General features: G+C 73.6%; 18 protein-coding genes. 7 read left to right on the top strand and 11 right to left on the bottom strand.

The features are described 5' to 3' along the window. Positions 1–155 precede the first annotated feature (155 nt). The 6 genes from BJ981_RS19975 to BJ981_RS19950 all read right to left on the bottom strand — a co-directional run bounded on the left by BJ981_RS19975 (position 156) and on the right by BJ981_RS19950 (position 7,446). The gene (locus BJ981_RS19975; RefSeq protein WP_239139686.1) at positions 156–2,012 is read right to left on the bottom strand and encodes an alpha-amylase family protein; all 1,857 of its coding nucleotides are present in this window, start codon (positions 2,010–2,012) and stop codon (positions 156–158) included. A 112-nt stretch (positions 2,013–2,124) separates the two neighbouring features. Beyond that, entirely contained in the window at positions 2,125–2,328 is a 204-nt protein-coding gene (locus BJ981_RS19970) for a cold-shock protein (RefSeq protein ID WP_184612824.1), read from the bottom strand. Positions 2,329–2,651: 323 nt separating this feature from the next. Next, the gene (pcaDC, locus tag BJ981_RS19965; RefSeq protein ID WP_239139685.1) at positions 2,652–3,728 is read right to left on the bottom strand and encodes a bifunctional 3-oxoadipate enol-lactonase/4-carboxymuconolactone decarboxylase PcaDC; all 1,077 of its coding nucleotides are present in this window, start codon (positions 3,726–3,728) and stop codon (positions 2,652–2,654) included. 70 nt (positions 3,729–3,798) lie between these two features. Then, positions 3,799–4,959, bottom strand: a complete 1,161-nt coding sequence (pcaB, locus tag BJ981_RS19960; RefSeq protein WP_184612823.1) for a 3-carboxy-cis,cis-muconate cycloisomerase — start codon at positions 4,957–4,959, stop codon at positions 3,799–3,801. A gap of 112 nt (positions 4,960–5,071) precedes the next feature. Continuing rightward, positions 5,072–5,968: a phosphotransferase family protein gene (locus tag BJ981_RS19955; protein WP_184612822.1), complete on the bottom strand. Its 897-nt coding sequence runs from the start codon at positions 5,966–5,968 to the stop codon at positions 5,072–5,074. Beyond that, a complete protein-coding gene (locus BJ981_RS19950; protein WP_184612821.1) occupies positions 5,965–7,446 on the bottom strand; it encodes a helix-turn-helix domain-containing protein in 1,482 nt (493 codons plus the stop codon). The genes BJ981_RS19955 and BJ981_RS19950 overlap by 4 nt, the downstream gene beginning before the upstream one ends. A 237-nt stretch (positions 7,447–7,683) precedes the next feature. Here BJ981_RS19950 and BJ981_RS19945 point away from each other — a divergent pair, with 237 nt between their 5' ends. The 3 genes from BJ981_RS19945 to BJ981_RS19935 all read left to right on the top strand — a co-directional run bounded on the left by BJ981_RS19945 (position 7,684) and on the right by BJ981_RS19935 (position 11,644). Then, positions 7,684–7,980, top strand: a complete 297-nt coding sequence (locus BJ981_RS19945; protein WP_184612820.1) for a hypothetical protein — start codon at positions 7,684–7,686, stop codon at positions 7,978–7,980. A 288-nt stretch (positions 7,981–8,268) separates the two neighbouring features. Continuing rightward, positions 8,269–9,489 (top strand): hypothetical protein, encoded by a 1,221-nt coding sequence (locus BJ981_RS19940; RefSeq protein ID WP_184612819.1) that lies wholly within the window; start codon positions 8,269–8,271, stop codon positions 9,487–9,489. Between the two features lie 73 nt (positions 9,490–9,562). Then, positions 9,563–11,644, top strand: a complete 2,082-nt coding sequence (locus BJ981_RS19935) for a S9 family peptidase (protein WP_184612818.1) — start codon at positions 9,563–9,565, stop codon at positions 11,642–11,644. A gap of 50 nt (positions 11,645–11,694) precedes the next feature. Here BJ981_RS19935 and BJ981_RS19930 read toward each other — a convergent pair whose 3' ends face one another. Further along, positions 11,695–12,843 carry an amidohydrolase family protein gene (locus BJ981_RS19930; RefSeq protein WP_184612817.1) on the bottom strand — a complete coding sequence of 383 codons (1,149 nt, stop codon included), beginning with the start codon at positions 12,841–12,843 and terminating at the stop codon, positions 11,695–11,697. Positions 12,844–13,006: 163 nt separating this feature from the next. Between BJ981_RS19930 and BJ981_RS19925 the strand changes: the two genes are divergently transcribed. The 3 genes from BJ981_RS19925 to fmdA all read left to right on the top strand — a co-directional run bounded on the left by BJ981_RS19925 (position 13,007) and on the right by fmdA (position 15,199). Beyond that, positions 13,007–13,573, top strand: a complete 567-nt coding sequence (locus BJ981_RS19925; RefSeq protein WP_184612816.1) for a Pycsar system effector family protein — start codon at positions 13,007–13,009, stop codon at positions 13,571–13,573. 117 nt (positions 13,574–13,690) lie between these two features. Further along, positions 13,691–13,930: a zinc ribbon domain-containing protein gene (locus tag BJ981_RS19920; RefSeq protein WP_184612815.1), complete on the top strand. Its 240-nt coding sequence runs from the start codon at positions 13,691–13,693 to the stop codon at positions 13,928–13,930. 24 nt (positions 13,931–13,954) lie between these two features. Further along, positions 13,955–15,199 carry a formamidase gene (gene fmdA / locus BJ981_RS19915; RefSeq protein WP_184612814.1) on the top strand — a complete coding sequence of 415 codons (1,245 nt, stop codon included), beginning with the start codon at positions 13,955–13,957 and terminating at the stop codon, positions 15,197–15,199. A gap of 54 nt (positions 15,200–15,253) precedes the next feature. Here the strand turns inward: fmdA and BJ981_RS19910 are convergent, their stop codons facing one another. The 4 genes from BJ981_RS19910 to BJ981_RS19895 form a co-directional block, all read right to left on the bottom strand. Further along, a complete protein-coding gene (locus tag BJ981_RS19910) occupies positions 15,254–17,011 on the bottom strand; it encodes a S8 family peptidase (RefSeq protein ID WP_204070673.1) in 1,758 nt (585 codons plus the stop codon). 90 nt (positions 17,012–17,101) lie between these two features. After that, a complete protein-coding gene (locus BJ981_RS19905; protein ID WP_204070672.1) occupies positions 17,102–20,539 on the bottom strand; it encodes a M28 family peptidase in 3,438 nt (1,145 codons plus the stop codon). A gap of 297 nt (positions 20,540–20,836) precedes the next feature. Then, positions 20,837–22,234, bottom strand: coding sequence for a helix-turn-helix domain-containing protein (locus tag BJ981_RS19900; protein ID WP_184612813.1), 1,398 nt, complete (start codon positions 22,232–22,234; stop codon positions 20,837–20,839). Between the two features lie 715 nt (positions 22,235–22,949). Further along, complete coding sequence (locus BJ981_RS19895; protein WP_184612812.1) at positions 22,950–24,074, bottom strand: glycosyltransferase family 4 protein; 1,125 nt, start codon at positions 24,072–24,074, stop codon at positions 22,950–22,952. Between the two features lie 157 nt (positions 24,075–24,231). Here BJ981_RS19895 and BJ981_RS19890 point away from each other — a divergent pair, with 157 nt between their 5' ends. After that, entirely contained in the window at positions 24,232–25,113 is an 882-nt protein-coding gene (locus BJ981_RS19890) for a PIG-L deacetylase family protein (RefSeq protein ID WP_184612811.1), read from the top strand. Positions 25,114–25,201 lie beyond the last annotated feature (88 nt).

Here is a 25,201-nt window from a genome sequence, read left to right as displayed (position 1 = left end):
CCTGCGCGGACATCGGAGATCGGCCGGATGGAGCCCTGGAGCGGCCCCGAGGCGACCCCGGGCTCAGCGTGCCGCCACCGGGGTCCGGATCAGGGTCCGGCCCCGGTGACCTGCGCCGACGGGGTCAGGGGCGCCTCGGGGACGGCGCTCCCGGGTCAGGCGTCCTGGACCTGCCGGGCCTCGGAGTCGGCGACGTCGGCCGCGTCGGCGGGCGCGAGCTCGGGCTCGGAGGCCCGCAGCCAGCGGCAGCCGTACGGGCCGAGCTCGATGTCGGCGTCGCCGTCCGCCGAGATCTTCGTGGTGCCGTCGACCAGCAGGTCGGTCAGCACTTGGCCGTCGTCCAGGCCGTCGAGGCGGAGGCTGAACGAGACCTCCTCGTCGGAGAAGTTGTGCAGCGCCAGCACGGTCGCGCCGTCGATGTCGGCGCGGTGGGCCAGCACCGACGGCTCGCCGGTGTCCAGGATCTCGTAGCGTCCCCAGGCCAGCTCCGGGCACTCGCGGTACTGCTCGACGAGCTTGGTCATCCACATCAGCAGCGAGTCGGGGTCGCGCCGCTGCGCGCTGACGTTGACCTTCTCGGGCCCGTACTCGCCCTCGGTCATCGGGTTGCGGAACTCGGACGGTTCGGCCGTGGAGAAGCCTCCGTTCTTGTGCGGAGTCCACTGCATCGGGGTGCGGACGGCCTGGCGCCCCTCGGCCTTGAGGTTCTCGCCCATGCCGATCTCCTCGCCGTAGAACAGCACGGGCGTGCCCGGCAGGGAGAACAGCAGGCTGTAGACCATGCGGATCTTGCGCGGGTCGCCGTCGAGCATCGGCGGCAGCCGGCGGCGCAGCCCCCTGCCGAAGATCTGCATGTCCTTGTCGGGGCCGAACGCGTCGAAGACCTCCTGACGCTCGGCGCCGGTCAGCTTGTCCAGCGTCAGCTCGTCGTGGTTGCGGACGAACGTGGCCCAGTGGCAGTCGCTGGGCGGGTACGGGCGCTCCCGCAGCGCCTCGGCCAGCGGCGTGGCCTCGCCCCGGGCGAGCGCCAGGTACATGCGCTGCATGCCGATGAAGTCGAAGCACATGGTGACCTCGTCGCCGAGGTCGTTGCCGAAGAACTTCAGCAGGTCGGGGTAGGGCAGGTTGACCTCGCCGAGCAGCATGGCGCTGCCGTTCCTGCGGTTCATGAAGGCGCGCATGTCGCGCAGGAAGCGGTGGACGTCGGGCAGCCCGCCGTCGTCGTCGGACCGCCCCCGGCGCTCGCCCGCGCCCTGGCCGCCCTGCCACTCCCCGGCCGCGTGCGGGGGCTCCTGCCGCTTCCCGTCGCGGGAGCCCTCATCGGCCGCCTTGGCATCCTTGGCCTCCTTGGCGGACTCCTCCTTCATGCCGACGTCCTCGACCAGGAAGGGGACGGCGTCGACGCGGAAGCCGGAGAGGCCGAGCTCCATCCAGAACCCGAGGATCCTGGCGATCTCGTCGCGGACCTCGGGGTTGGCGACGTTGAGGTCGGGCTGGAAACGGTAGAAGCGGTGGTAGTAGTACTGCCCGCTGCCCTCGTCGAACTCCCACAGGCTGTCCTCCTTGTCGGGGAAGACCACGCCCTCGGGGTCGTCGGGCTCGGGGGTGTCGGACCAGATGTACCAGTCGCGATAGCGGGAGTCGCGGCTGGAGCGCGCCTCCTTGAACCACGGATGCTCGTCGGAGGTGTGGTTGACGACCAGGTCGGCGATGACCCGGATTCCCCGGTCGCGCGCGACCCGCATGAACTCCACGAACTCGCCGAGCGTGCCGAGCTTGGGGTCCACGCTGTAGAAGTCGGTGATGTCGTATCCGTCGTCCCGGTCGGGGGTCGGGAAGAACGGCATCAGCCATAGGCAGGTGACGCCGAGCCGGTCGAGGTGGTCGACATGCTCGGTGAGGCCCCGGAAGTCGCCGATACCGTCGCCGTTGCCGTCGGCGTACGTCTCGACGTCCAGGCAGTAGACGACGGCGTTCTTCCACCACAGGTCAGAGGTGTTGGTGAGTCTCACCCGGTCGCGACTACCCCGGAGAACGGCGGACTATCTGACCGGATGGTGCGGCCTCAAAGACCGAAGGCCCGTACCGGCGGCGCGGTACGGGCTCGGATGAGAATGGCCGGGCTCAGATGACGGTGACCTGCTCCGCCTGCGGCCCCTTGGCGCCCTGCACGGTCACGAACGTGACGCGCTGGTTCTCGTCCAATGTGCGGTAGCCGCCGGAGGTGATCGCCGAATAGTGGACGAACACGTCGTCACCACCATCGTCCGGGGCGATGAAACCGAAGCCCTTTTCGGCGTTGAACCATTTGACGGTGCCTTCAGACAACTGCTTTCTCCCTGGTAAGAGCTTCACCGGGCCGCCGGGCCGGCGACTCGGGGCTGCATAGCGTGACCTTACCCCGCATTCACGGAAAACCACGGGAGAAGCGCTACGACCGCCGGTGGGAAAACAAACGGTCGGATGTTTTCCCGGAGACCACGAGGTGGCGAGGCTGCGCCACGACACAGCCGACCTTACATGCCGTCCGCGCGGAACTCAAAAGCGCCCCGGCGTGTCGCGGGGCGCCTTCGAGTTGGCGGGTCATCGCCCGGTAAACGGGCGGACAGTTTATTTTTAAAATGTTTATGTCGGGCGTGTCGGGATGACGGTTATATGTCCTCGTTTAGTACCGTCTGGGCGACCGCGAACGCCGCGTTCGCGGCGGGCAGGCCACAGTAGATCGCGCTGTGCAGCAGCACTTCCTTGATCTCGTCGGGCGTGACGCCGTTGCGCAGCGCGGCCCGCACGTGCATGGCGAGCTCCTCCAGGTGCCCCCGCGCGACCAGGGCGGCCAGCGTGATGCAGCTCCTGGTCCTGCGGTCCAGGCCGGGCCGCGTCCAGATCTCGCCCCAGGCGTAGCGGGTGATGAACTCCTGGAAGTCGGCGGTGAAGTCGGTGACGGCCGCGCGCGCCCGGTCCACGTGGGCGTCGCCGAGCACCTCCCTGCGGGTCTTCAGGCCCACGCCGTTCCCGAGGAACCGCGTCATCAGCCCGCCCACCACCGGGGCCTGCTCCACGTTCGCCAGGTGCGCCGCGCCGGGGACCACCGCCAGGCGGGCGCCGGGGATCCCGTCGGCGATCACCTCGGCGTACTCCACGGGCGTGGCCGGGTCCTGGTCCCCCGCGATCACCAGCGTGCGGGCCCTGACGTCCCGCAGCGCGTCCCGCAGGTCGAACCCCGCGATCGCCTCGCAGGCCAGCGCGTACGACTCCGGGTCGGTGCCGAGCAGCGTGGACTGCACCGGCTCGGCGACCTCCGGGTCCACGCCCAGCGTGAACCACCGGGCGGTGACCATGCCCGCCAGCCAGCCCATGCCCTCGGCGCGCACGCGCGCGGCCCGCTCGCGCCAGGGCCCCGGCTCGCCGAACCGCGCCGCGGTGCAGCAGAGCACCAGGTCGGTGACGCGCTCGGGGGCCAGCGCGGCGACGGCCAGCGCCACCGCGCCGCCGAGGGACACGCCCCCGACGGCGAAGCGGTCCTCGTCCGCCAGCGCGAGCACGGCCCTCGCCAGGTCCTCGACCGTGAAGGGGCTCTTGGCCGCGGGAGAGCTCCCGTGGCCGGGATGGTCGTAGCGCAGGACCCGCCACGACCGGCTCAGGTCGGCGGCCTGCGCCTCCAGCATGTGGGTGGTGGTGCCCAGGGAGGGCCCCAGCACCAGCAGCGGCCCGTTTTCGGGCCCGGTCACCTGATATCGCAGCTCCACGCCGTCTCTCCGCTTTCTGTACTCGGCCGTGCGCCCGCCCCCGCCGTCCGGCTCACCGGTCCCGGCGGTAGGCCTCCAGGGCGCGCTCGACGAGGTCCGCCGACGCGCCGAGGCCGCCGGACAGCTCACCCGTCGTCTCCAGGTTCTCCCGCATGCGCGCGGGGAAGACCTCCAGGCCCTCGCAGAGCTCGGCCGCGGTCTCGGCCGCCCCTCCGGCGAGGCGCAGGCACTCGCGCAGCGGCTGCCACTCGGCGTGCCAGCCGCCCGCGGGGCGCTCGTGCTCGGCCGTCGCGGCGCAGGAGTGCAGGATCGCCGTGAGGGCGGGCGCCTGCGCGGCGGCCGAGCGGATCATGATGGACAGCACGGGGTTGCGCTTGTGCGCCATGGCGGAGGACCCGCCGCGCCCGGGGGCCGACGGCTCGGCGACCTCGCCGACCTCGTTCTGGGCCAGCAGGACGACGTCCTGGGCGATCTTCCCGAGCGCTCCGGTGACCGCGGCCAGCGCGGCGCCGAGCGCGGTGACCGGGGTCCTGCGCGTGTGCCAGGGCAGTACGGCGGGCGCGAGGCCGAGCTCGGCGGCGAAGGCGTCGATCAGCCCGGCGGGCCCGAGCCCTTCGAGGGTGCCGGCCGCGCCGCCGAGCTGGGCGGGCGTACGGGCCTCCCGCAGCGCGGTCCTGGCCTCGAGGACGCCGAGCAGCCACCCAGCCGCCTTGAGGCCGAAGGTGATCGGGACGGCGTGCTGGCCGAGTGTGCGCCCGGCCATCGGGGTGTCGCGGTGCGCGGCGGCGAGCCCGGCCAGCGCGCCGAGCACGCGGTCGAGGTCGCGCAGGACGATCTCGCGGGCGCGGGCGGCGACCAGCATGGCCGCCGTGTCCACGATGTCCTGACTCGTCGCCCCTCGATGGATATATCGGCTTATGGAGGGGTCGGCGGCGGCGCGCAGGTCGGCCAGCAGGGGCACCAGCGGGTTCCCCGCGCCCCGGGCGCGCCGGGCCACCTCCACCACGTCCGGCTCGATCTTCTCGCACAGCCGCCCGATGGCCTCGGCCGCGGGCGCGGGCACGAGGCCGAGCCCCGCCTGCGCGCGGGCCAGCGCCGCCTCGGCGTCGAGCATGCCGCGCAGGAACGCCTCGTCGGAGGTGACGGCCTCCACGGCCGTCCCCGCGCGCACAGGGGACAGCAGCCCCGCATCCGGGGAAGGGCGCTCGCTCATGCCACTCCTCGCTTCGGCGGACCGCTCAGGGGGTGTCCTGTTGATAGGCCAGTGTCCATTGTGCCTGTTCTGTCGTCCCGCAAACCGCGGGCCCCCGGGGACACCCCGTGGATCAGGCCGGCTCCGCCAGATACCAGCGCGCCTGGCCGTCCCCGCGGGTCAGCGAGTCCAGCCGGCGGGGCAGCTCCTTGCGGGAGAACGGGTCACGGGTCGCGTTGCGGATGTGGATGCCGATCGCGTACATGTCCCTGATCTCCATCAGGGTCGCGTAGCCGTGCCAGCCGCGCAGGTCGGACCCGTAGGCGCCGGCGAACTCGTCGACGTCCGCCGAGGTCAGCCCGAACCGCCGCTCGCCGTGGTAGGTGTGCACCAGGTCCCACTCCCGGGGGCCGACCGCCACCCCGTCCCAGTCGCACAGCACGGCGTGGCCGTCCCGGCAGCGCAGCAGGTTGTCGATCCAGGCGTCGCCGTGCAGCAGCACCGGCGGGGCGCCGGTCTGCAGCGACTCCCAGCGCGTGGTCAGCTCGTCGACCCGGTCGCGCAGCCAGACCCGCTGGCACGGCGTCAGCACCTCCTTGCGGTGCTCGACCGAGTGGCGCACCTCGGCCAGCGGGTCGGCGAGCCGCTTGAGCGGGAACGGCGGCACCGGCAGCCGGTGCAGGCTGTGGAGGATCTTGCCGAGCTGACGGGTGGTGGGACGTCCGCTCGCCGGGACGTAGTGCCAGAAGGTCACCACGCGGTCGTCGTGGACCAGCGGCTGCGCGCACAGCTCGTCGGCCGGGCGCACGGCGGGGAACCCGCGCTCGGCCAGCCACCGCGCCACGGCCAGCACGACGGGCAGCCGCGTCAGCGCGTCGGGCGCGGTCGCGATGCGGACCACGATCGCGTCCCGCAGCTTGAAGACCGCGTTGCTGCGCACGCGCAGGAGCCGGGCGTCCCTGGCGTCGAGGCCGACGGTCTCGCACACGTCCGCGAGGATCGCGGTGGCCTCGTCGGCCAGGATGTTCATCGGCGTTCCAGGGCGAGCTGCGGGCCGCTCTCGGCCAGCAGGTCGTGCAGATGCCGCGCCGCGGGTGTTCGCCGATGGCCGCGCGGGATCATCGACAGCAGGGCGCGGGCGCGGGTGACGACGATCGAGGTGCGGTGCTCGGGGGGCACCCGCGTGAGCGCCTGCTCGGCGAGCCCGCAGGCCTCGTCGAAGCCGCCGTGCCGGGCGGTGTGGGCCGCCTGGTCGAGCAGGACCAGCGCCGGGTCGATGGTGTACGGGCTGGCGGAGCGGGAGATCCACTCCTGGACCTGCGCGGCCTCGCCCAGCTCGATGAGGGTGCCCATGCGGTAGAACTGCAGCCGCCGCTCGGAGAAGCGGAACGCCAGGTGGTCGGTGTCCTCGTGCGGCATGCGCGCGAAGATGCGCTCGGCCTCGGCGAGGGCCGCCCGGGCGGCCTGGTGCTCGCCCATGCGGGCCAGGGCGCGCGCCTCGGCCGCCGCGCCGAGCGCCGCGGGCGAGCTCGGCGCGTTCCCGGCGAGCATGCGGGCCTCGCGGGCCAGGCGCACGGTCTCGGTCAGGTCGCCGTAGTAGTACGGCAGCATGGCCTCCTGCGCCCGGACGAGCGCGCGCAGCCGCACCTCCCCCACGTCGTCGGAGGCGGCGCGCGCCGTGCCGTACCAGGCGTGGGCCTGCCGGGTGTCGCCGAGCTTCATGAGCGCGTCGGCCGACAGCAGGGCGAGCATCGTGGTGGCGTTGAGCAGGCGGCGCTGGACGACGGCGGGCTGGCGGGCGGAGACCAGCCTGCGCACGTCGCCGATCTCCAGCATGAGGCGGTAGAGCATGGGCAGCGGCGCGCTCTTGATGTACTCGCGGCGGTAGCGCAGGATCTGTTCGTCCAGGCGGTCGAGCTGGTCCTCGCTGACGGTGGCGGACGCCAGCGTGCGGTCCATGTCCTGGCGGGTGCGCTCCACCTCGGCGAGCAGGCGGCCGTTCAGGGGGAATCCGGCGCCGAGCAGCGCCTGGTGGAACAGGGCCCGGCGCTCGCCCTCGTCGTCGGACTCGGCGGCCGGGCCGCGCGGCACGTGGGCGAAGGCGTCCTCGACGGGGACGGCGTGGTGGGCGGCCACGACCACGACCTTCTGGGAGTCGCCGTCGTCGCAGTAGTCGGCGGCGAGGCCGAGGCGCACGGCGTTGGCGGAGTAGAGCCGCGCGATCTGGTCGATGGTCTGCGGGCGGGGGCGGGCGCGGTTGTTCTCCCAGGCGTTGAGCAGGTCGATGCTCGCCCGGGGCAGGCCGAGGGAGTGGACCTCGCAGAGGCGCTCCAGCTCTTCGACGGCCTGGCGCGCCGACCAGCCGCGCGCGAGACGGTGGGCCTTGAGCAGGCTCACCCCGCAGCAGCCGTGAACGGCCTGGGCCGTCTGCCACAGGCTCCACCCCTGCGTAGCGGCCTGTTCCCGCCAGCGCCTGGCGCATGCCGGGGAGTGCTCTCCACGGGCCATACCCTTGCCTCCGCCACTGGAGTCCTGGCCTTATGTTTCCCCGATGTTAACGACCCGGCACCTTCGGCCCCACAGCGTTATAGGACTGATGCACGGGCATCCGCGTGGTTTCCACGTAAACCACCCGTCGTTTCGACGCTATTCCACTTATCAGTGGATTCGCTCGGATTGCCGCCACGCGGGACCGGGTTCAGGCTGTTCCCCATCCGGTCACCTTGTCCCTCGCTGGAGACCACGATGAAGACGGCACAATCAGGCGAGACCGCCGCGGCCCTCGACCACCTGGAACGACTCGCCGCGCAATTGGAGGCCCACGCCTTCCAGGTACGCCTGACCGCGCGCACCGGGCTGTATCCCCGACTCCGCGTGATCAACCCCATGGCCCCCACCGTCACCGAGGACGTCCTGGCCGCCAACGCCGCCGACGGCGAATGGTGGTTCTGGCTCTCGTGGGCCGGCCGCATCGGCCACGCCTCCGACATCGTCACCGCGGCCGAGCGCATCGCCAGCGTCCTGCACGTAATGCGACGCTGACGGGGCCGCCCTTCTCGGGGCTTTCCCGGGGGTTTTCGTGATCATTTCGCAGGGGATTTCCGCATTTCCCGGGACCATCGCACCGACCGTGTCCACGCGGCCACGGGAATCCCCTCCACATGCCCGTACGGCTCGCGTGAGCCCCACCACGCGAGCCGTACGCGTTCCCATCCGCGATCAGCCGGTTCACCGTCACGTCGCCCGCAGTTCACCCCCGCAGGGTCTGCGAAGTCACCGGTGCCCGTTTCGCTGGCGCGGCCGCGTCACTTCCTGCGAGCATGCCATGACATGAGGAGAAGCCTGCCCGTCGCGCTCGCCTGCCTGGCCCTTGTGACCTCGTGCAGCGGCGGCGGCCTCCCTGCCGAGGGGTCTTCCGCGCCCAGACCGCCCATGGCCACCACGCCGTCCGCCTCGCCCACACCCACCCCCACACCCACGCTCTCGCCGTCCCTCCCGCCCTCGGAGTGGAGGCTCACCGACGACGTCCGGTTGGAGTGGGCCTCGGCGCTGCTCGGCGTCGCGGCGACCGGTCCGCGGGACGTCTGGGCGGTCGGCTATCAGCGCAGCGCCGAGGACAGAGAAGGCGCCCCCGCTCTGGTGCACTGGGACGGCGCCCGCTGGACGGAGTCGGCGGTGGCCAGTGAGGACACCTGGCATCTGGTGGGCGTGAGCGCGGCCGGCCCGCGCGACGTGTGGATCGTCGGGAACGCCGACAGTCCATACGCGGCGCGCTGGGACGGGACACGGTGGCACGGATCGCAGCCCTTCGGCGTCGCCGAGGACTACTTCCTCACCGGGGTCTCCACCGGCCCGGCCGGCGCCTGGTTCACGGCGCGCAACGGCACGCAGGGGCAGATCCTGCGCTGGACGGGGACGCGGTTCCGCACGGCGCTGCGCGCCGACGGCGTCTTCACCGCCCTCACCACCGCGCCGGGGCACGTGTGGGCGGTCGGCTCCAACGCGCCGGGCGCCTCCGGACGGATCAGCGAGGAAACGCCGATGATCTGGCACGGCACCGCCGTCTCCGGCACGGAAGTCCGGTCCTGGGAGCGCGCACAGGTGCCCAAGATCACCGGCGGGTACCTCCAGGCCGTCGCCGCGGTCACGCCGTCCGACGTGTGGGCGGTGGGCAAGGTGGTCGCCGAGGACGGCGGGGGCGAAACCCCGCTGCTGCTCCACTTCGACGGCTCGTCCTGGCGGCACGTGGACGTCCCGGTCTCGAGGGGACAGCTGCTCGACGTCACGGCGTACGGTCCCCGCGACGTCTGGATCGGCGGCGTGGACGCCTCCCTGCCGGAGCGGCCGCTGTTCCTGCACTTCGACGGCCGCGCGTGGACGCCGTCGTACGGGCCCGCGCTGCGCGAGCGGCGCGAGGATCAGCAGTACGAGAAGAGCGACCACATCCGCAGGGTGGCGCTCGCACGCGTGCCGGGGTCGTCCCGGCTCTGGGCGGTCGGATCGGTCGGCGAGGGCGACGACGAGGACGACTTCGTCCTCACCAGGGGCTGATATCCGCTCCTACCTGGGAAAACGCCCGAAATCCATTAGATCTGCGTCCATGTCCTCTGCGAGCATGCCAGGCATGACCGAACCGAGCTTTCCCCGCCAGTTCGCCCGCACCCGCCGCTTCCGGCTCGGCACCCCGCGCCGGTTCGCCGTCTCCCCCGGCGGCGGCGCCGTGACGTTCATCAGGACCGGCGCCGGGGACGACCCGGTCGAGCGGCTGTGGATCCTCGACGTCGCGACCGGCGAGGAACGGCTCGTCGCCGACCCGGCGACGCTGGAGGCCGACGGCGAGGTGCCCGAGGAGGAGAAGATCCGCCGGGAACGCGGCCGGGAGCAGTCCGGGGGCATCGTGGCGTACGCGACCGACGCCGCCGCGCGCGTCGCCGCGTTCGCGCTGGCCGGACGGCTGTACACGGTCGCCCTCGACGACCCGGCGGCCGTGCCCGCCGAGCTCGACGTGCCCGGCCCGGTCGTGGACCCCCGCCCCGACCCGTCGGGGACCCGCGTGGCGTACGTGGCCGGGGGCGCGCTGCGGGTCGTCGAGCTGGACGGCACGGGCGGGCGGACGCTGGCCGCGCCCGACGGCGACGAGGTGGTCTACGGGCTCGCCGAGCACATCGCCGCCGAGGAGATGGGCCGGGACCGGGGCTTCTGGTGGTCGCCGGACGGCTCGCGCCTGCTCGTCGCCCGGGTCGACGACGCCGAGCTCGAACGCTGGTACATCTCCGACCCCGCCGACCCGGCCGCGCCGCCGCGCCGCATGGCCTACCCGCAGGCGGGCAAGGCCAACTCCGACGTCACCCTCTGGCTGGTCGGCCTCGACGGCTCGCGCGTGGCCGTCACGTGGGACCGGGAGGCGTTCGAGTACGTCGTCTCGGTGCTCTGGGGGACGTCCCTGCTGGTCACCGTGCAGAGCCGCGACCAGCGCACCGCGCGCGTCCTGCGCGTGGACCCCGGCACCGGGGCCACGACCGTGGTCCGCGAGGACCGCGACCCCGCCTGGGTCGAGATCGTGCGCGGCACCCCGGCGCTCACCGGCTCCGGCGCGCTGGTGTGGGCGGCGGACTCCGAGGACACCCGGCGCCTGCTCGTGGACGGCGAGCCGGTCACGCCGCCCGGCCTGCAGGTCGGCGAGGTGCTGAGCACGGACGGCGACACGGTGCTGTTCGCCGCGACCGACGAGCCGACCGAGCGCCACCTGTGGACGTACTCCACGGAGGGCGGACTGCGGCGGGTCACCACGTCACCGGGCGTGTACGAGGGCGTGCTCGGCGCCGGCACGCTGGTCGTGGCCGCACGGTCGCTGGACCACGACGGCGTGCTCGTGGACGTGCGCCGCGAGGGTCGCCGCGTCGCCGTGATCGCCTCGCTCGCCGAGAAGCCCCTGCTCACCCCGCGCGTCGCGCTGATGCGGGCCGGTGAGCGCGAGCTGCGCACGGCGGTGCTGCTCCCCTCCTGGCACGTGCCGGGCGCGGGCAGGCTGCCCGTGCTCATGGCCCCCTACGGCGGGCCAGCGACGCAGCTCGTCGTGGCCGCGCGGACCTGGTGGACGCTCGTCGCGCAGTGGTTCGCCGAGCAGGGTTTCGCCGTGGTCGTCGCCGACGGCCGGGGCACGCCGAACCGCGGGCCGGCCTGGGAGCGGACGGTCTGGGGCGACCTCGCGACCCCGGTGCTGGAGGACCAGGTCGCGGCGCTGCACTCCGCGGCCGAACGCCACCCCGACCTGGACCTGAGCCGGGTCGGCATCCGCGGCTGGTCGTTCGGCGGCTTCCTCGCCGCGCTGGCCGTGCTGCGGCGCCCGGACGTCTTCCACGCCGCGGTGGCCGGGGCCCCGCCCACCGACCAGTCGCTCTACGACACCTACTGGAAGGAGCGCTTCCTCGGCCACCCGGACGTGCATCCCGACGTCTACCGGCGCACCTCGCTCATCGACGACGCGCCGAACCTGACCCGGCCGCTCATGCTGATCCAGGGCCTCGCCGACGACAACGTGGTGGCCGCGCACACGCTGCGGCTCTCGGCCGCGCTCACCGCCGCGGGCCGCCCGCACACCGTGCTGCCGCTGACGGGCGTCACCCACATGGTCTCCCAGGACGCCGTCGCCGAGAACCTGCTGCACCTGGAGCTCGACTTCCTCAAACGCTCGCTCGGCATGTGACCCGCGGACGCGGCCCGCGCCCGGGCGGTCGAACCCGCGCGGCGGGGCGCTCAGCCGGCGGGGTCGAGGCCGTAGACGCGGGCGGCGTTGTCGCGGCCGATCATGGTGGCGACGCGGGCCGCGTCGGCCGCCGTCCACTCGCCCTCCTCCACCCAGGCCGTCAGGGCGCGCGTCATGCCCCGGCGCCACAGCAGTGCGCCGAGATAGTGGAGTTCGGGCGGGCCCCAGGCGTCGGACGAGTAGAGGATCTTGGCGAAGGGGGCCAGCTCCAGCGTCTCGGCGACGACGGCGGCCGAGCGGGCGCCCGTGTGGTTGATCGCCAGGCCCGCGTCGAAGTACACGTGCGGGAACGCCTGGGCCAGGTAGCCCGCGCCGCGGTGGTACGGGTAGCAGTGCAGCAGCAGGACCGCCGTGCCGGTCGGCTCGACGGCGCGCAGCCAGCCGGTGAGCAGCAGCGGGTCGCAGCGGTGCAGCTCGATGTCCGGGTCGCCGTACCCGGCGTGCAGTTGCAGGGGCAGCCCGGTCTCCACGGCCTCCCACAGCGCCATGCGCAACAGCGCCGGGGCGGTGACGCGCGGCGCGGCGCCGGCGGCGATCCGCCGCAGCCAGCGTCCCGCCGCGCCGGCGACCTCGGCGTGGCTGGGCGGGGCGGGGTCGAAGCCGAAGCCGTGCCGGTAGGCCACGACGCTCTTCAGCCCCGCCACGCCGGGCTCCGCGCACCGGGCGCGCAGCGCGGCGCGGAAGGCGTCCCGCAGCCCGGCCGCCGTGGCCCCGGGCGCGACCTCCTCCAGCAGGGACTCCAGCCGGACGATCTCGCGGGCCTCGGCTCCCCCGGCCGCCGCCATTCCGGCGGGCCCGAGGAGCATGTCGCCCTTGTACCCGGTCTCCACCAGCCAGTGGCCGGTGCCGCTCGCCCGCAGGAACAGGCGGGCCAGCTCCTCAGGGTCCCGCGCGGACCTGGCCGCCCAGTAGTCGCCGGCGCTCGCGGACGGCTCCAGCCCGAGCAGCGGAGCGCAGTGGCGGCGGAGCGCGAACCCGAGCTGGGAGTCCATCTGCGTCATCCACGGCGGAACCGGCCGGTCCGACTCGGTGAGCATGCCCTCGAACTCCGGCCGCCCGACGGTCTCCCGCAGCGCGCCGTGTACATGGTGATCTACCAGTGCGATCCCGCCGATCACGGCGGTCAGATCCATCGGCATGCGCCCTCCCGCGCCTCCGCACGCCCGCGGCGAACCGGGCCGGGTGCGCCGATCCTCCTGTACGGCCGTCGCCGCTCCATGGCATGCTCGCCCGCGTTACGTGCGGTTCACAATATGCCTGCCGCCGGTCGGCGGCGGCCGTCCGGAGGAGTGGAGCCTGAACGTGCTACGTCGCCTGAGGAACGCGGGCGCCGGCCGCGAGGCGGCGGCCGCGCGCGGGGAGGCGGAGTCGGCCGCCCTCGCCCACGCGGGCAGGCTGATGGCGGAGGTCCGCGACGAGATCAACAGGGCGGACGCCAAGGCGCAGGTGCTGCTCGGCGTCGCCGGGGTCGGGCTGGGCGCGGTCGCCGGGGGGCTGTTCGCGGGGGACTGGTCGCCGTACGACCTGTCGAACGCCGTGGAGTGGCTGTGGTGGACCGGGGTGGCCGCCGCGCTCGGCGCGCTGGCCTGCCTGTCCGGGGCGGTCTACCCGAGGACCGGCGCGCGGCGCGCGGCGAAGCCCTCGATCGCGGCGTACTACGGGGACATCGCGCGCTTCGAGTCGGTGCGGTCGCTGGCCGCCGCCCTGCTCGGCGGGGCACGCCCGGACCTGCGGCAGGTCTCCGACCAGCTCCGCACGCTGAGCCGTATCGCGCACCGCAAATACGTCTTCATCCGGTGGGGCTTCTGGCTGCTCGGCGCCGCGGTCGGCTGCACGGTGATCGCGATCGTCGCCGATCAGTTCCTCTGAGCCCGCCCCCGCCGGGGATGCGGGCCGCCGGGCGGCGCCCGCCCTTGACACAGGGGATGAGAAAGGCGTAAAGGGGAATATGGGCTAAATGCCCGAAACGCGGGTCAAAGGAATGCTATGGCGACATATCAATTTCTTTGTCCAGAATGCGGGCCGTTCGAGGTGGCGCTGCCCATGGGGACGGCGTCCACCCGCCACACCTGCCCGGAATGCCGGTGCGCCGCGCGGCGGGTGTTCTGCGCGCCGCACCTCGGCCGTCTGGACCCGGCGGTGGCCGAGGCGTTCGCGCGGGAGGAGCGCAGCCGTGACGCGCCCGAGGTCGTCTCCGGCGTGCCACCGGGGCGGCGGCCCTTCTGACCGAGACCCACCCAGGAGGCAGCCATGCCCGAGGTCGTGTTCAGCGTGGACCAGACGCGCTCCATGCGGGACCAGGAAGTGCCCGGCCACAACCGCTGGCACCCCGACATCCCCGCCGTCGTCACGGTGCGGGCGGGCGCGGAGTTCCGGGTGGAGTGCCGGGACTGGACCGACGCCCAGATCGGCGACAACGACTCCGCCGACGACGTGCGCGACGCCGACCTGACCGTCCCGCACATGCTGAGCGGGCCCGTCGCGATCGAGGGCGCCGAACCCGGCGACCTGCTGATCGTCGACATCCTCGACATCGGCCCGATCCCGCAGCAGTCGGGCGCCGTCGCGGGCCAGGGCTGGGGGTACACCGGCGTCTTCGCCAGGGAGAACGGCGGCAGCTTCCTCACCGAGCACTTCCCCGGCGCGTCCAAGGCGGTCTGGGACTTCCACGGCGTCTACGCGACCTCCCGCCACCTGCCCGGGGTCAAGTTCGCGGGCATCACCCACCCGGGCCTGTTCGGCACGGCCCCCTCGGCGGACCTGCTCGCCACCTGGAACCGGCGGGAGCGCGCGCTCATCGACACCGACCCCGGACGCGTCCCGCCGCTGGCCTGGCCGCCGCAGCCGCACGGGGGCCTGGCCGGGACGGCGAGCGGCGACGCGGCCGAGCGCGTGCTCGCCGAGGGGGCCCGCACGGTGCCGCCCCGCGAGCACGGCGGCAACCAGGACATCAAGAACTTCTCCCGCGGCGCGCGGGTCTTCTGCCCGGTGTTCGTGGACGGCGCCAACCTGTCGGTGGGCGACCTGCACTACAGCCAGGGAGAGGGAGAGATCACCTTCTGCGGCGCGATCGAGATGGGCGGGTTCATCGACTTCCACGTCGACCTCATCAAGGGCGGCATGGAGAAGTACGGCGTGACCACCAACCCGGTCTTCCTGCCGGGCAACGTCGAGCCGCGGTACTCGGAGTTCCTGTCCTTCGTCGGCATCTCGGTCGACGAGTCCGGCACCAACCACTACCTGGACGCGACGGTCGCCTACCGCCGGGCGTGCCTGAACGCGATCGAGTACCTGAAGAAGTGGGGCTACTCGGGCGAGCAGGCGTACCTGCTGCTCGGCGCCGCCCCGATCGAGGGCCGCATCAGCGAGGTGGTGGACGCGCCCAACGCCTGCTGCTCCCTCTACATCCCGACCGCGATCTTCGACTTCGACGTCCGCCCGAACGCGGAGGGCCCGGTCAAGAAGGACCGGGGCCGCTGCGCGCTCACCTCCTGAGTCCCGGGGACGCGCCCGCCCGCGGGCCGTGCGGGCGCGCCCCCGGCCCGGTCATCAGCCGGGGTCGGTGAAGCCGAGGGTGTAGGGTCCCGTGCCGCTGTAGGAGCGGACCTGGTACCGGTAGGTCGCCGCGGCGCCGGTGTAGGTCAGTGCCTCCTCCGCGCCGGGCGAGGTGCTCTCCGCGACGGTGGTCCACGTGGAGCCGCTCAGCTTCTGCAGGTACAGGTCGTAGTCGGACCCGGGAGGACCGGCCAGGCACGCGCGGTGCGTGCCGGCCGCGCTCGCCGGGACGCTCTCGTTGACGCTCTGGCCCGTGGTCAGGGTGCCGGTCCTGGTGGTCTCGTACCCGGGACAGGCCGACCCGGTGACGGTGAGGGAGAACGTCGCCGACCGGGAGTTGGCGGTTCCGGTGCCGGTGACGGTCACGGTGTGCGTGCCCGGCCGCGTGGTGGCCGAGGTCGCGATGGTCATCACCGACTCGCCGCCCGCCTGGACCTCGGGCGGGGCGAAGGTGATCGCCGTGCCCGCCGGGCCGGTGGCCGACAGCGCCACCCGTTGCGCCGCGCCGCGGGTCACCGCGGTGGACACGGTGGCGCTCACCGAGCCGCCCGGGTCGACGGTCGCCGAGCCCGGCCGCGTCGTCATCGAGAAGTCGTCGGTGACGGGCCCGCCCTCGGCGGCGACGTACAGCAGCCGGTTGGGCGAGCCCGCGCCGGCGTTGGTCACGACGCCGGGAGTGGCGTTCCTGACGATCGCGTCCTGGACCTGTCCCGGGGTCGCCGTGGGGTTGGCGGCCAGGTACAGGGCCGCCGCGCCCGCGACGTGCGGGGAGGCGTAGGAGGTGCCGCTGCCGCCCGTGCGCGCGGTGTCGTCGGTGTGCCAGTCGGAGACGATCGCGCCGCCGGGGGCGAAGACGTCCAGGCAGGGGCCGATGTTGGAGAACCCCGACCGGGAGTCGTCCCGCTGGGTGGCGCCGACGCTTATCGCCTCGGGCGTGCTCGCGGGCGAACGGAGGCAGGCGTCCTGGCCGTTGTCGTTCCCCGCCGCCGCGGCGACGACCACGCCGTCGGCGACGGCCGCCGCCACCGCGTCGTTGGCGGCCTGCACTTTCCCGCTGGACAGGCTCAGGTTCAGCACCGCGGGCACGCCCGGCCGGTGGTCGCCCACCACCCAGTCCAGCGCCGCGATCACGTTGGCCCACCGCCCGGAGCCGTAGCAGTTCATCACCCGGACGCCCACCAGCGAGGCGTTCTTCGCCACGCCGTACGCGGTGCCGCCCGCCACGCCGGCCACGAAGGTCCCATGCCCCTGGCAGTCGCCGGAGTCGTTGTCGGAGTCCACGAAGTCGGGCCCGGACACGGCACGACCACCGAAATCCCGGTGGCTGAAGCGGATACCGGTGTCGAGGATGTAGATCCGCACCGGTGACGCCAGCCCCGGATAGCGGTACTCGCCGTCCAGCGGGAGCGCCCGCTGGTCGATACGGTCCAGGCCCCAGGAAGGGGCCGGGCTCGCGATGGTGACGACGCGGTCGGGCTCCACATAAGCGACCGCCGGGTCGGCGGCGAGCCTGCGCGCGGCGTCCTTGGTCATGCGCGCCTCGAAGCCGCGCAGCGCGTGCTCGTAGACACGGCCGACGCGCGCGCCGTACCGGCCCCCCAGCGAGGCGGCGCGATCGCCGTCGAACGCACGACCGTCCTTCTTCAGCACCACGAGATAGGAGGTCTCGGCGGACGCCCCGGCCGGTGACGCCCCGGACAGAGCGGCGCCGGCCAGCAGAAGGCCGGCGAGCAGGGCTCTGGTGAGTCCCACGGTCGGTTCATCTCCTTTCCGATGGATGGTGCCGGCTCCGGGCCGGGACACGTCCTTGGGCCCCGGCCCGGAGCCGGTGATCAGGGGCTGTTACGGGACGTCGTAACCGAAGGTGTAGGCGCCCGTACCGCTGTAGGAGTGGACCCGGTAGCGGTAGGTGCCGGGGGCGCCGGTGTAGGTCAGGGACTCATCGGCGCCCGGTGAGGTGCTCTGGGCCACCACCGTCCACACCGAGCCGCTCAGCTTCTGCAGGTACAGGTCGTAGTCGGACCCGGACGGTCCGGTCAGGCACGCCCGGAAGGTACCGGTCGCGGTGGCCGACACGTTCTGGTAGAAGCTCTGGCCGCTGCTCAGCGTGCCGGTCTTGGTGTTCTCGTAGCCGGGGCAGGCGCCGGGGGCGCCGTTGACCGTCAGTGTGTAGGTCGCCGTACGGGTGGCGCCGGTTCCGGTGCCGGTGATCGTGATGGTGTAGGTGCCCGGCGGGGTGGTGGCCGAGGTGGTGACGGCCATCGCCGAGGAGGCGCCCGCGTCGACCACCTGCGGGGTGAAGGCCGCGCTCGCCCCGGAGGGCAGGCCGGAGGCCGACAGCGTGATCCGCTGGGCCGCGCCACGGGTGATCGCCGTCGACACGGTCGCGTTCAGCGAACCGCCCGGGTCCACCGAGCCCGACGCGGGCTGCACCGCCATCGAGAAGTCGTCGCCCGGCTGCCGCCCCGCGCCGCCGACCGTCCACACCGCGTAGGCGATGGCGTCGCTGTTGCGGTCGAGCGCGGCGTCGCTGATGTTGCTGGTCGTGTCGCAGGCGCTGTGGTAGCAGCGGTCGAAGGCGACGCCGGCCGTGCCGCCCCAGAGCTGGGCCTGAGCGGCGCTCTTGACGCCCTCGGCGCCGGTGAACGTGCCGCCGGAGGCGATGCCGTAGCGGATGAACGGGCCGTAGTCGCTGCGCCCGTCGAAGTCGGTGCCCCGCGTGGGCACGTTGATCGAGGTGAAGTAGTCCTGCAGGACCCGCTCCAGCCGGTCGGAGCCCGCCGGGCCGGGGCCGGAGCCGGTGCCGTCGGAGTTGTCGCCGTCGTAGATGAAGTAGCCGGGGTTGGGCGAGCCGACCATGTCGAAGTTGTAGTACGCCTTGATCTTCGACCGCTCGGCGGCGGGGAGGTTGGTCACGTAGTGGTTGGCGCCGACCAGCCCCAGTTCCTCGGCCCCCCACCAGGCGAAGCGCAGGTGCTTCTGCGGGGTGAGCGCGGAGCGCGACACCTCCAGAGCCGTCTCGAGAATCGCCGCCGAGCCGGACCCGTTGTCGTTGATGCCGGGACCCGCGGTGACGCTGTCCAGGTGGGCGCCCACCATGAGCACGTCGGCCGGGTCGCCGCCGGGCCAGTCCGCGACGAGGTTGTAGCCGGTGGCCCCGCCATAGGTGAAGGACTGCAGCGCGGTGGTGTACCCGGCCGCGTCCAGCTTGCCCTTCACGTAGTCGATCGAGGCGCGGAAGCCGGGCCGGCCATGGGCGCGGTTGCCGCCGTTGGCGCTCGCGATCGACTGCAACTGCGCCAGGTGTCCCTTGACGGCGGCCAGCGGGATGTCCGGCGCCCCGTCCCCGCCCGAGCCGTTCACCCGGAGCGCGTACGTGGCCGAACGGGTGGCGCCCGTGCCGGCGCCGGTCACGGTCACGGCGTAGGTCCCGGCCGGGGTGGTGGCCGAGGTGGTGAGGGTCAGCTTGGCGGAGCCGCCCGCGGTGACCTGGTCAGGGTCGAACGCGATGGTCACCCCGGGCGGCGGCGTCCCCGCCGACAGGCGGACGGCCTGCGCGGAGCCGCCGGTGACCGCGGTGCTCACCGTGGCCTCCAGCGCGCCGCCCGGGTCCACCGAGCCGGAGGACGGCGAGACGGCGAGGGAGAAGTCGTCCCCGGCCGGGCAGGGCGCGTCGTTGCCCGCGACGTTGACCGCCGTCCAGGCGGCCTGGACCGTGCGGTACTCGGTGGAGCAGGAGCCGAACAGGTCGGTGGCGGCGCGCAGGGTGTAGGCGCGCGCGGTGTTGGCCGGGTTGGAGGAGCTGACGTAGCGGGTGCTGGAGGTGAAGTAGGTGTCCAGCGCGCGGTACCAGATCTTCTCGGCCTTCGCCCGGCCGATGCCGGTCACCGCGGCGGCCGAGCCGCACACCGGCGAGGTGCCGTACGGCGTGGCGCCGGTGCCCTCGGCCAGGTCGAAGTAGAAGTGGTTGCCGACGCCTGAGGAGTAGTGGACGTCCACGCTCTGGGTGCTCGACGACCAGCAGCCGTGCGACCGGCCGTCGAGGCCCGGGTTGTACATGTAGCGCAGCGGACGGCCGTTGCCGCTGATGTTGATCTTCTCGCCGATGTCGTAGTCACCCGGGTCGGCGGCCGAGCCGGAGTGGAACTCCATCATGCTGCCGAAGATGTCGCTGGTCGCCTCGTTGAGGCCGCCGGACTCGCCCGAGTACGTCAGCCCGCCCGGCACCGAGTTCTCGGTCACGCCGTGGCTCATCTCGTGCCCGGCCACGTCCAGGGCGACCAGCGGCCTGCCGTTGCCGGAGCCGTCGCCGTAGGTCATCTGGGCGCCGTCCCAGAAGGCGTTGACGTAGTTGTCGCCGTAGTGCACCCGGCTCGGCACTCCCCGGCCGTCGCCGAAGACGCCGTCGCGGGCGTGGACCCGCTTGAAGTACTCGAAGGTCTCGGCGGCGCCGTAGTGCGCGTCCACGGCGGCCGACTGGCGGCTGGCGTTCGTGCCGGTGCCCCAGGTGTCGTCGGCGTCGGTGAACGTCGTGCAGGCGCCGCTCGTCGCGTTGTTCATGTCGCAGGTACGGCCGTTGCCGTGGTCGGGGTCCACCATGCTGTAGGAGGAGCCGGACTGCGTCGTGGAGATCTTGACGGTGCCCGAGTACAGCGAGTTGCCGGTCCCCTCCACTTCGCTCGCCATCTTGATCTCGTCGGAGGAGTCGATGACGGCTCCGGTGGCGGCGTCGACGGTCACGTGCAGCCGGGAGGGCGTCTGCCCGTCCTTCGCCCAGCCGCTGACCAGGACGTCCCAGGCCAGGCGGCCCTGCCCGGAAGAGGCGTCCACGAACAGCTCGGGCGTGCCGACCTGGGTGATCCGGCCGGCGAACCGCTCCTTGGCCCGCTGGGCCGCGGTCGCGGCCGGGACGGCGGGCCAGGTGCCGACGTTCAGCGGCGCGGTGAGGCCGACGGAGGCGTCGGCGAAGCCGCCGTCCGGCTTGAGGTGGACGACGAAGTCGCCCCCGCGCACCCGCAGGCCCCGGTATGTCCGGTTGTAGCGGACGTGCGCGGCGCCGCCCGGGTCGACTTTCACCCGGAACACCTCGTACTCGTCGGGTTCGGCGCCACGGATCGCGGCGCGGTGCCCCTCGACGGCCTGGTCGGCGCGCTCCTTGACGGCCTGCGGAGACGACGGGCGTGGGGTGGGGCCGGCCCAGGCCGGCAGGGTGGCCACCGGGGTGGCGGCCATGATCGATGCGACGCCGACCAGGGTCAGCGTCCTGAGTAGACCTCTCATGCGTCCTCGCTGTCGCGATACGGGGGGTGGCCGCGGCCTGGGGGACGGTCCGGGCCGCGGGTGGTGCGAGGTGAACCGTCCCAGCGGCCGCGGCGGGGTTCAATGGGCGCGCGGCAGGCCGCAAACGGCCGTCAAGCCAGGGGTCCGGACGTCACCGGACGTGGCGGCGCCCTCCACAACGGGTGACCGGGATGAGGCGAAGCGGCAAGGACCTGTCAAGTGGCTCGGAGGACCTGCGGAGGTCCGCGCCAGAGGGTGCGCGCAGGGCCGCGGACGCCCCCGGAGGGTCGCGGACGCCTACAGAGGGCCCTGCCAGGCGGCGCCGAGGTGGACGGCGAAATCGCGCGTGCCGGGCCGGTTGCCCCAGCGCGCGACGAGACGACCGCGCAGCCCGTACAGCTCCTGTCCGATCAGCGGGGTGGGAAGCGCGGGCAGCTCGGCGAGGAGGGGTTCGGCGATGGCGACGGCGGCGTCCAGGTCACCGGCGCAGGCGTGGCCGTCGGCCAGGCGCAGGGTGAACAGCACCCGCGCCGCGCGCCGGCCGGGCCCCAGACACGCCAGCGACCGGCCGGCCGCGTCGATCGCCAGGCGGGCGAGCGACCGGTCGGCCGTCATCGCGGCCAGGTCGCGCAGGGCCCCGGCGGCGGCCGACTCCACGTACACCTGGCCGGACGCCTCCGCCAGCCACGGCGCCTCGGCGAGGTCGCGCGCGCCGACCCCGTGGAGGAGGTCGCGCGCGCCGTCGAGGCCGCGGCGGCATTCGCGGGCGTCCCCGATGAGCGCGTGGGCCCTGGCCTCGCACAGGCCGGCCATGACGGCCGCCCAGCGGCGCCCGGGGTACGCCTCCCGCACGGCGCCCGCGTAGGTGATCGCGGACGGCGCGTCGTGTTCGAGCCGGGCGATGGTCGCCATGTCGCACAGCGCCGCGACGTGGGCGGCCGCGTCGTCGGACATCGCCGCCCAGTACCGGCATTTGTGCAGCCAGGCCATGGCCATGCCGTTCTGGCCGCGGGACGCGCGCAGCTCCCCCGCCAGCAGCGCGTACGCCCCGGCGAGCCGTACCAGGGCCTGGCGCGTCCGTCCGGTGGCCTCCCCGGTCCAGCCGGCGATCAGGTGCAGGGCCCGCTCCACGGCCGCCGCCGTCCCGCCGGCCGGCCGCTCGTCGCCCGCGCGCCAGCAGGCCGCCAGCAGCGCGCACAGCAGGTGGACGGTGTCGGCGCCGGCGGCCCCGCCGTCCGGGGCGCCGGGGCTAAGGGCCTCGGTGGGCGGGGGGACCTCGCAGCGGGCCGCCGGGTGCAGCGGGCAGGCGATGCCGTAGCTGGGCAGCAGGGACGGCAGCACGAGGCCGTCCGGCACGAGCGGCCCGGGGGCGCCGCCGGGCAGGGGGTCCGCGCGTCCCGTGCCGTCCTGACGTCCCCGCTCGGCGGTCACGGCACGGTAGGCGGCGAGCAGCGCGCCGCCGGCTCCGAGCACCTCGTCCAGGCGGCGGGCCAGCCGGTCGGACGGTTGCCTGGCGCCGCTCTCCAGCTTGCTGATGGCGCTGTGGTCGTAGCCGACCAGCGCCCCCACCTGGGCCTGGGTGAACCCGGCGCGGCCCCGCCACCCGCGCATCCGCGCGCCGAACTCGGCCCAGGGCCCCGTTCGTCCCGCCTGCCGTGCCCCGGGCCGGTCCGGGCCCGCCTGCCGCGCCGCCACCGGACCTCCTGGAGGTTGGGTGAGTGAATCTTAAACACCCGATATGCGGTCCCGAACCCATCCGAATGTGACGGATGTATTTCGATTCGCTTTCGCGCGCGGCGCCGAGGTTTCGGACGGGACGCGCCGGGGAAACGAAGCGGCTCGCGCGGGCGGGTGATTCCCCGCGGTTTCGCCGCGCCGCGCCGTGCGGCTCCCGGGGACGGGCCGGCGGGGCGCACGGCCGCGGCAATTCAGAACCCGATTGGAAACACGGGGTTTTTACGCCGGCGATATCCGAGGTCAGCGGGCCGGGTCGCCGCCGGGCCACGACACGGTGACAGGGGACGGCTAGGGGTTCCGCAGCAAATGACGGTCGAAGAAACTAGGGTGGAAAGCGTCTGCGGCGGCCCTGGAAAGGGTAAAGAGGAGGTGAGGTCGGGTCCACGAACCTCCCGGTCGTGGAATTCCGCAGCGAGGAAAAGGACCTGTCCGCCGACGAGTGACGAGGGAAGTGTTGAGCCCGTACCGAAGGAGATGGACATGAAGCGGATTCTCACCACGCCCCGGCCCCGGCCCCCACGACTCCCCGCCCCGCTGGACCTCCGCAGCCCGTCCGGCCGCGTGCTCCCCTTCTAATCCCTTTCCCCGGTCACCGGCCTTTCCCGATCCCACCCGGGGCGGCCGCCGGTTTCCGGTCGTCCGCACGAGCGGGTGTCCGCGCCGCCGCGGACCGTCATCGGCCCCGCCCGGCCGCGTCGCGCCGCCGCGCCGCCAGCGCGTAGGCCTGTTCGAAGCCTTCCAGGACCGACGGCCAGAGGCAGCGCGTCAGCTCGGTCTCCCGGTTGTGCAGCGCGATCGACGCGCGCAGGCCGCCGTCGCGGGCCAGCAGCGCCACCGAGCGCACCAGCTCGTCGAAGCTGCGCCCGAGTAACCCCTCCTTGCCGGGCCGGACGAAGTCGGCGACGCCGCTCTGCGCCCTGGCCACAACAGGAACGCCGGCGGCCCGCGCCTCCAGCGCGGCGATGCCGAACGACTCGCGGGGCGCGGGCGCGACGAACACGTCCGCCGAGGCCAGCAGCGCGCGGATCTGCTCGCGCGAGTACCGGCCCGGCAGCGACACCCAGTCCCCCATGCCGTGGGCGCGGACGTACCGCTCCATCGAGCCCCGCGCCGGGCCGTCGCCCACGAGCGTGGCCCGCATCGGGACGTCCCTCGGCACCAGGCGGCGCGCCCGCAGCAGGAGCTTGAGCAGGCGGACGGGCTGCTTGCGCGGCGCCAGCCGGCCCACGGCGACGACGTGCACGCCCTCGTGCTCGCGGGGCGGCGGGTCGCCCTGGGGCCGCCAGGCGGAGACGTCCAGCCCGTTGGAGACGACCGCCACCGGCACCCGCCCGCCCACCACCGCGCGGATCGGGCGGGCGGCGGCGTTGCTCACCGCCGTGGAGACCACCCGCCAGCGGCTCCACCCCCAGATCGCGTCCAGCCCCTGGTAGAGGGCGCGCGTCACCGGATCCCACATGCTGTGCACGGTCACCACGACGGGCAGCCGCGCCCGCACGGCCGCCCGCACGCCCATCCACGCGAACGGCGAGACCGCGCCGGTGTGGACGTGCACGACGTCCGGGCGGCGGGCGGCCATGAGGCGCAGCAGGTGGCGCGTGCCCCGCGGGTGGACGGGCAGGCCGAACGGCATGGGGGCGACCACGCGGTGCACGCCGGGGAGCGGCTCGCCGGGGGTCGCGGTCGCGACCTCGACCTCGTGGCCGGCGGCGGCCTGTGCCCGTACCAGGTCGGCCACCTGCACCTCGATGCCCCCGAGCCGCGGCAGGTAACAGTCGCTGACGTGAAGGATCCGCACCGGGCCAGCCTCGCAGAGCCCGCAGGCCGCTTCAAACGCGCCCCGGCGCGCGGGGGTCCCGCACCGGCCGGTCCCGAGGGCGCCCGGGAGGGTCTCGCGGCCGGTCAACGGGGAGGCGGCTCGCACGCGGGCGGCGGGGCCGTGGAATCATGGCGGCGTGGCACGTACCGCGGTCTTCTTCCACGCGCACCCCGACGACGAGGCTCTTCTGACGGCCGGGACCATGGCGATGCTGGCGGCCGAGGGCCATCGGGTCGTCCTGATCGTGGCGACCGCCGGCGAGCGCGGCCTGGCCGAGCTGCCCCACGGCGAGGCGCTCGCGGAGGCCCGCACCGGCGAGCTGTACGCCTCGGCGGCCGTGCTCGGCGTGGCGCGCGTGGTGCTGCTCGGGTACGGCGACTCCGGCCTGGACACCACCTCCCTGCGCGACCGGGGCGTCGACGAGAACGCGGGCGTGGGCGACGACCGCCCGCCGAACGCCTTCATCGACGCCGACATCGAGGACGCCGCCCAGCGCGTGGCCGCCGTGCTCAAGGAGGAGAACGCCGACCTGCTGACGATCTACGACCCGGCGGGCGGGTACGGGCACCCCGACCACGTGCAGGTCTACCGGGTCGGGCAGCGCGCGGCGGACATCGCGGGCACCCCGATCCTGCTGGAGGCCACCGTCAACCGCGACCCGCTGCTCAGGGCGCTGCGGCTGGCCCAGCGGTTCTACCGCTTCCCGCCCGAGTTCGACGTTCGCTCGTTCGAGCGGGCCTACTCCCCCGGCGAGGTGATCACCCACCGGGTGAACGTCCGCAGGTACGCCAAGGCCAAGCGCGCCAGCATGGCCGCGCACACCAGCCAGGCCTCCGGCGGGGACGGCGCGCGCACGCTCGGCGTCATGCTGAAATTCCCCGGCCCGCTGTACCGCCTGGTGTTCGGCACCGAGTGGTACGTCCGCCGGGAGCTGCCGCCGGGCAGCCGCCGCACCCACCCCTTCGACGACCTGCCACCGGAGGAGACCGGGCCGGGGCGAGTTCGTCCTCAAGGATGAGACCGGGCCGGGCGGGCCGCCCCAGACTGGAGAGCGCGTCGCCGCCCGGAGGCCGCGGGTAGCCTCGTTGCGAGGGCCCCCCGCTGGG

The sequence above is a fragment of the Sphaerisporangium krabiense genome, from assembly GCF_014200435.1.
GTDB classification, from domain to species: domain Bacteria; phylum Actinomycetota; class Actinomycetes; order Streptosporangiales; family Streptosporangiaceae; genus Sphaerisporangium; species Sphaerisporangium krabiense.
The sequence above is the reverse complement of the archived record's forward strand: the minus strand, read 5'-3'. Positions and strand labels throughout refer to the sequence as shown.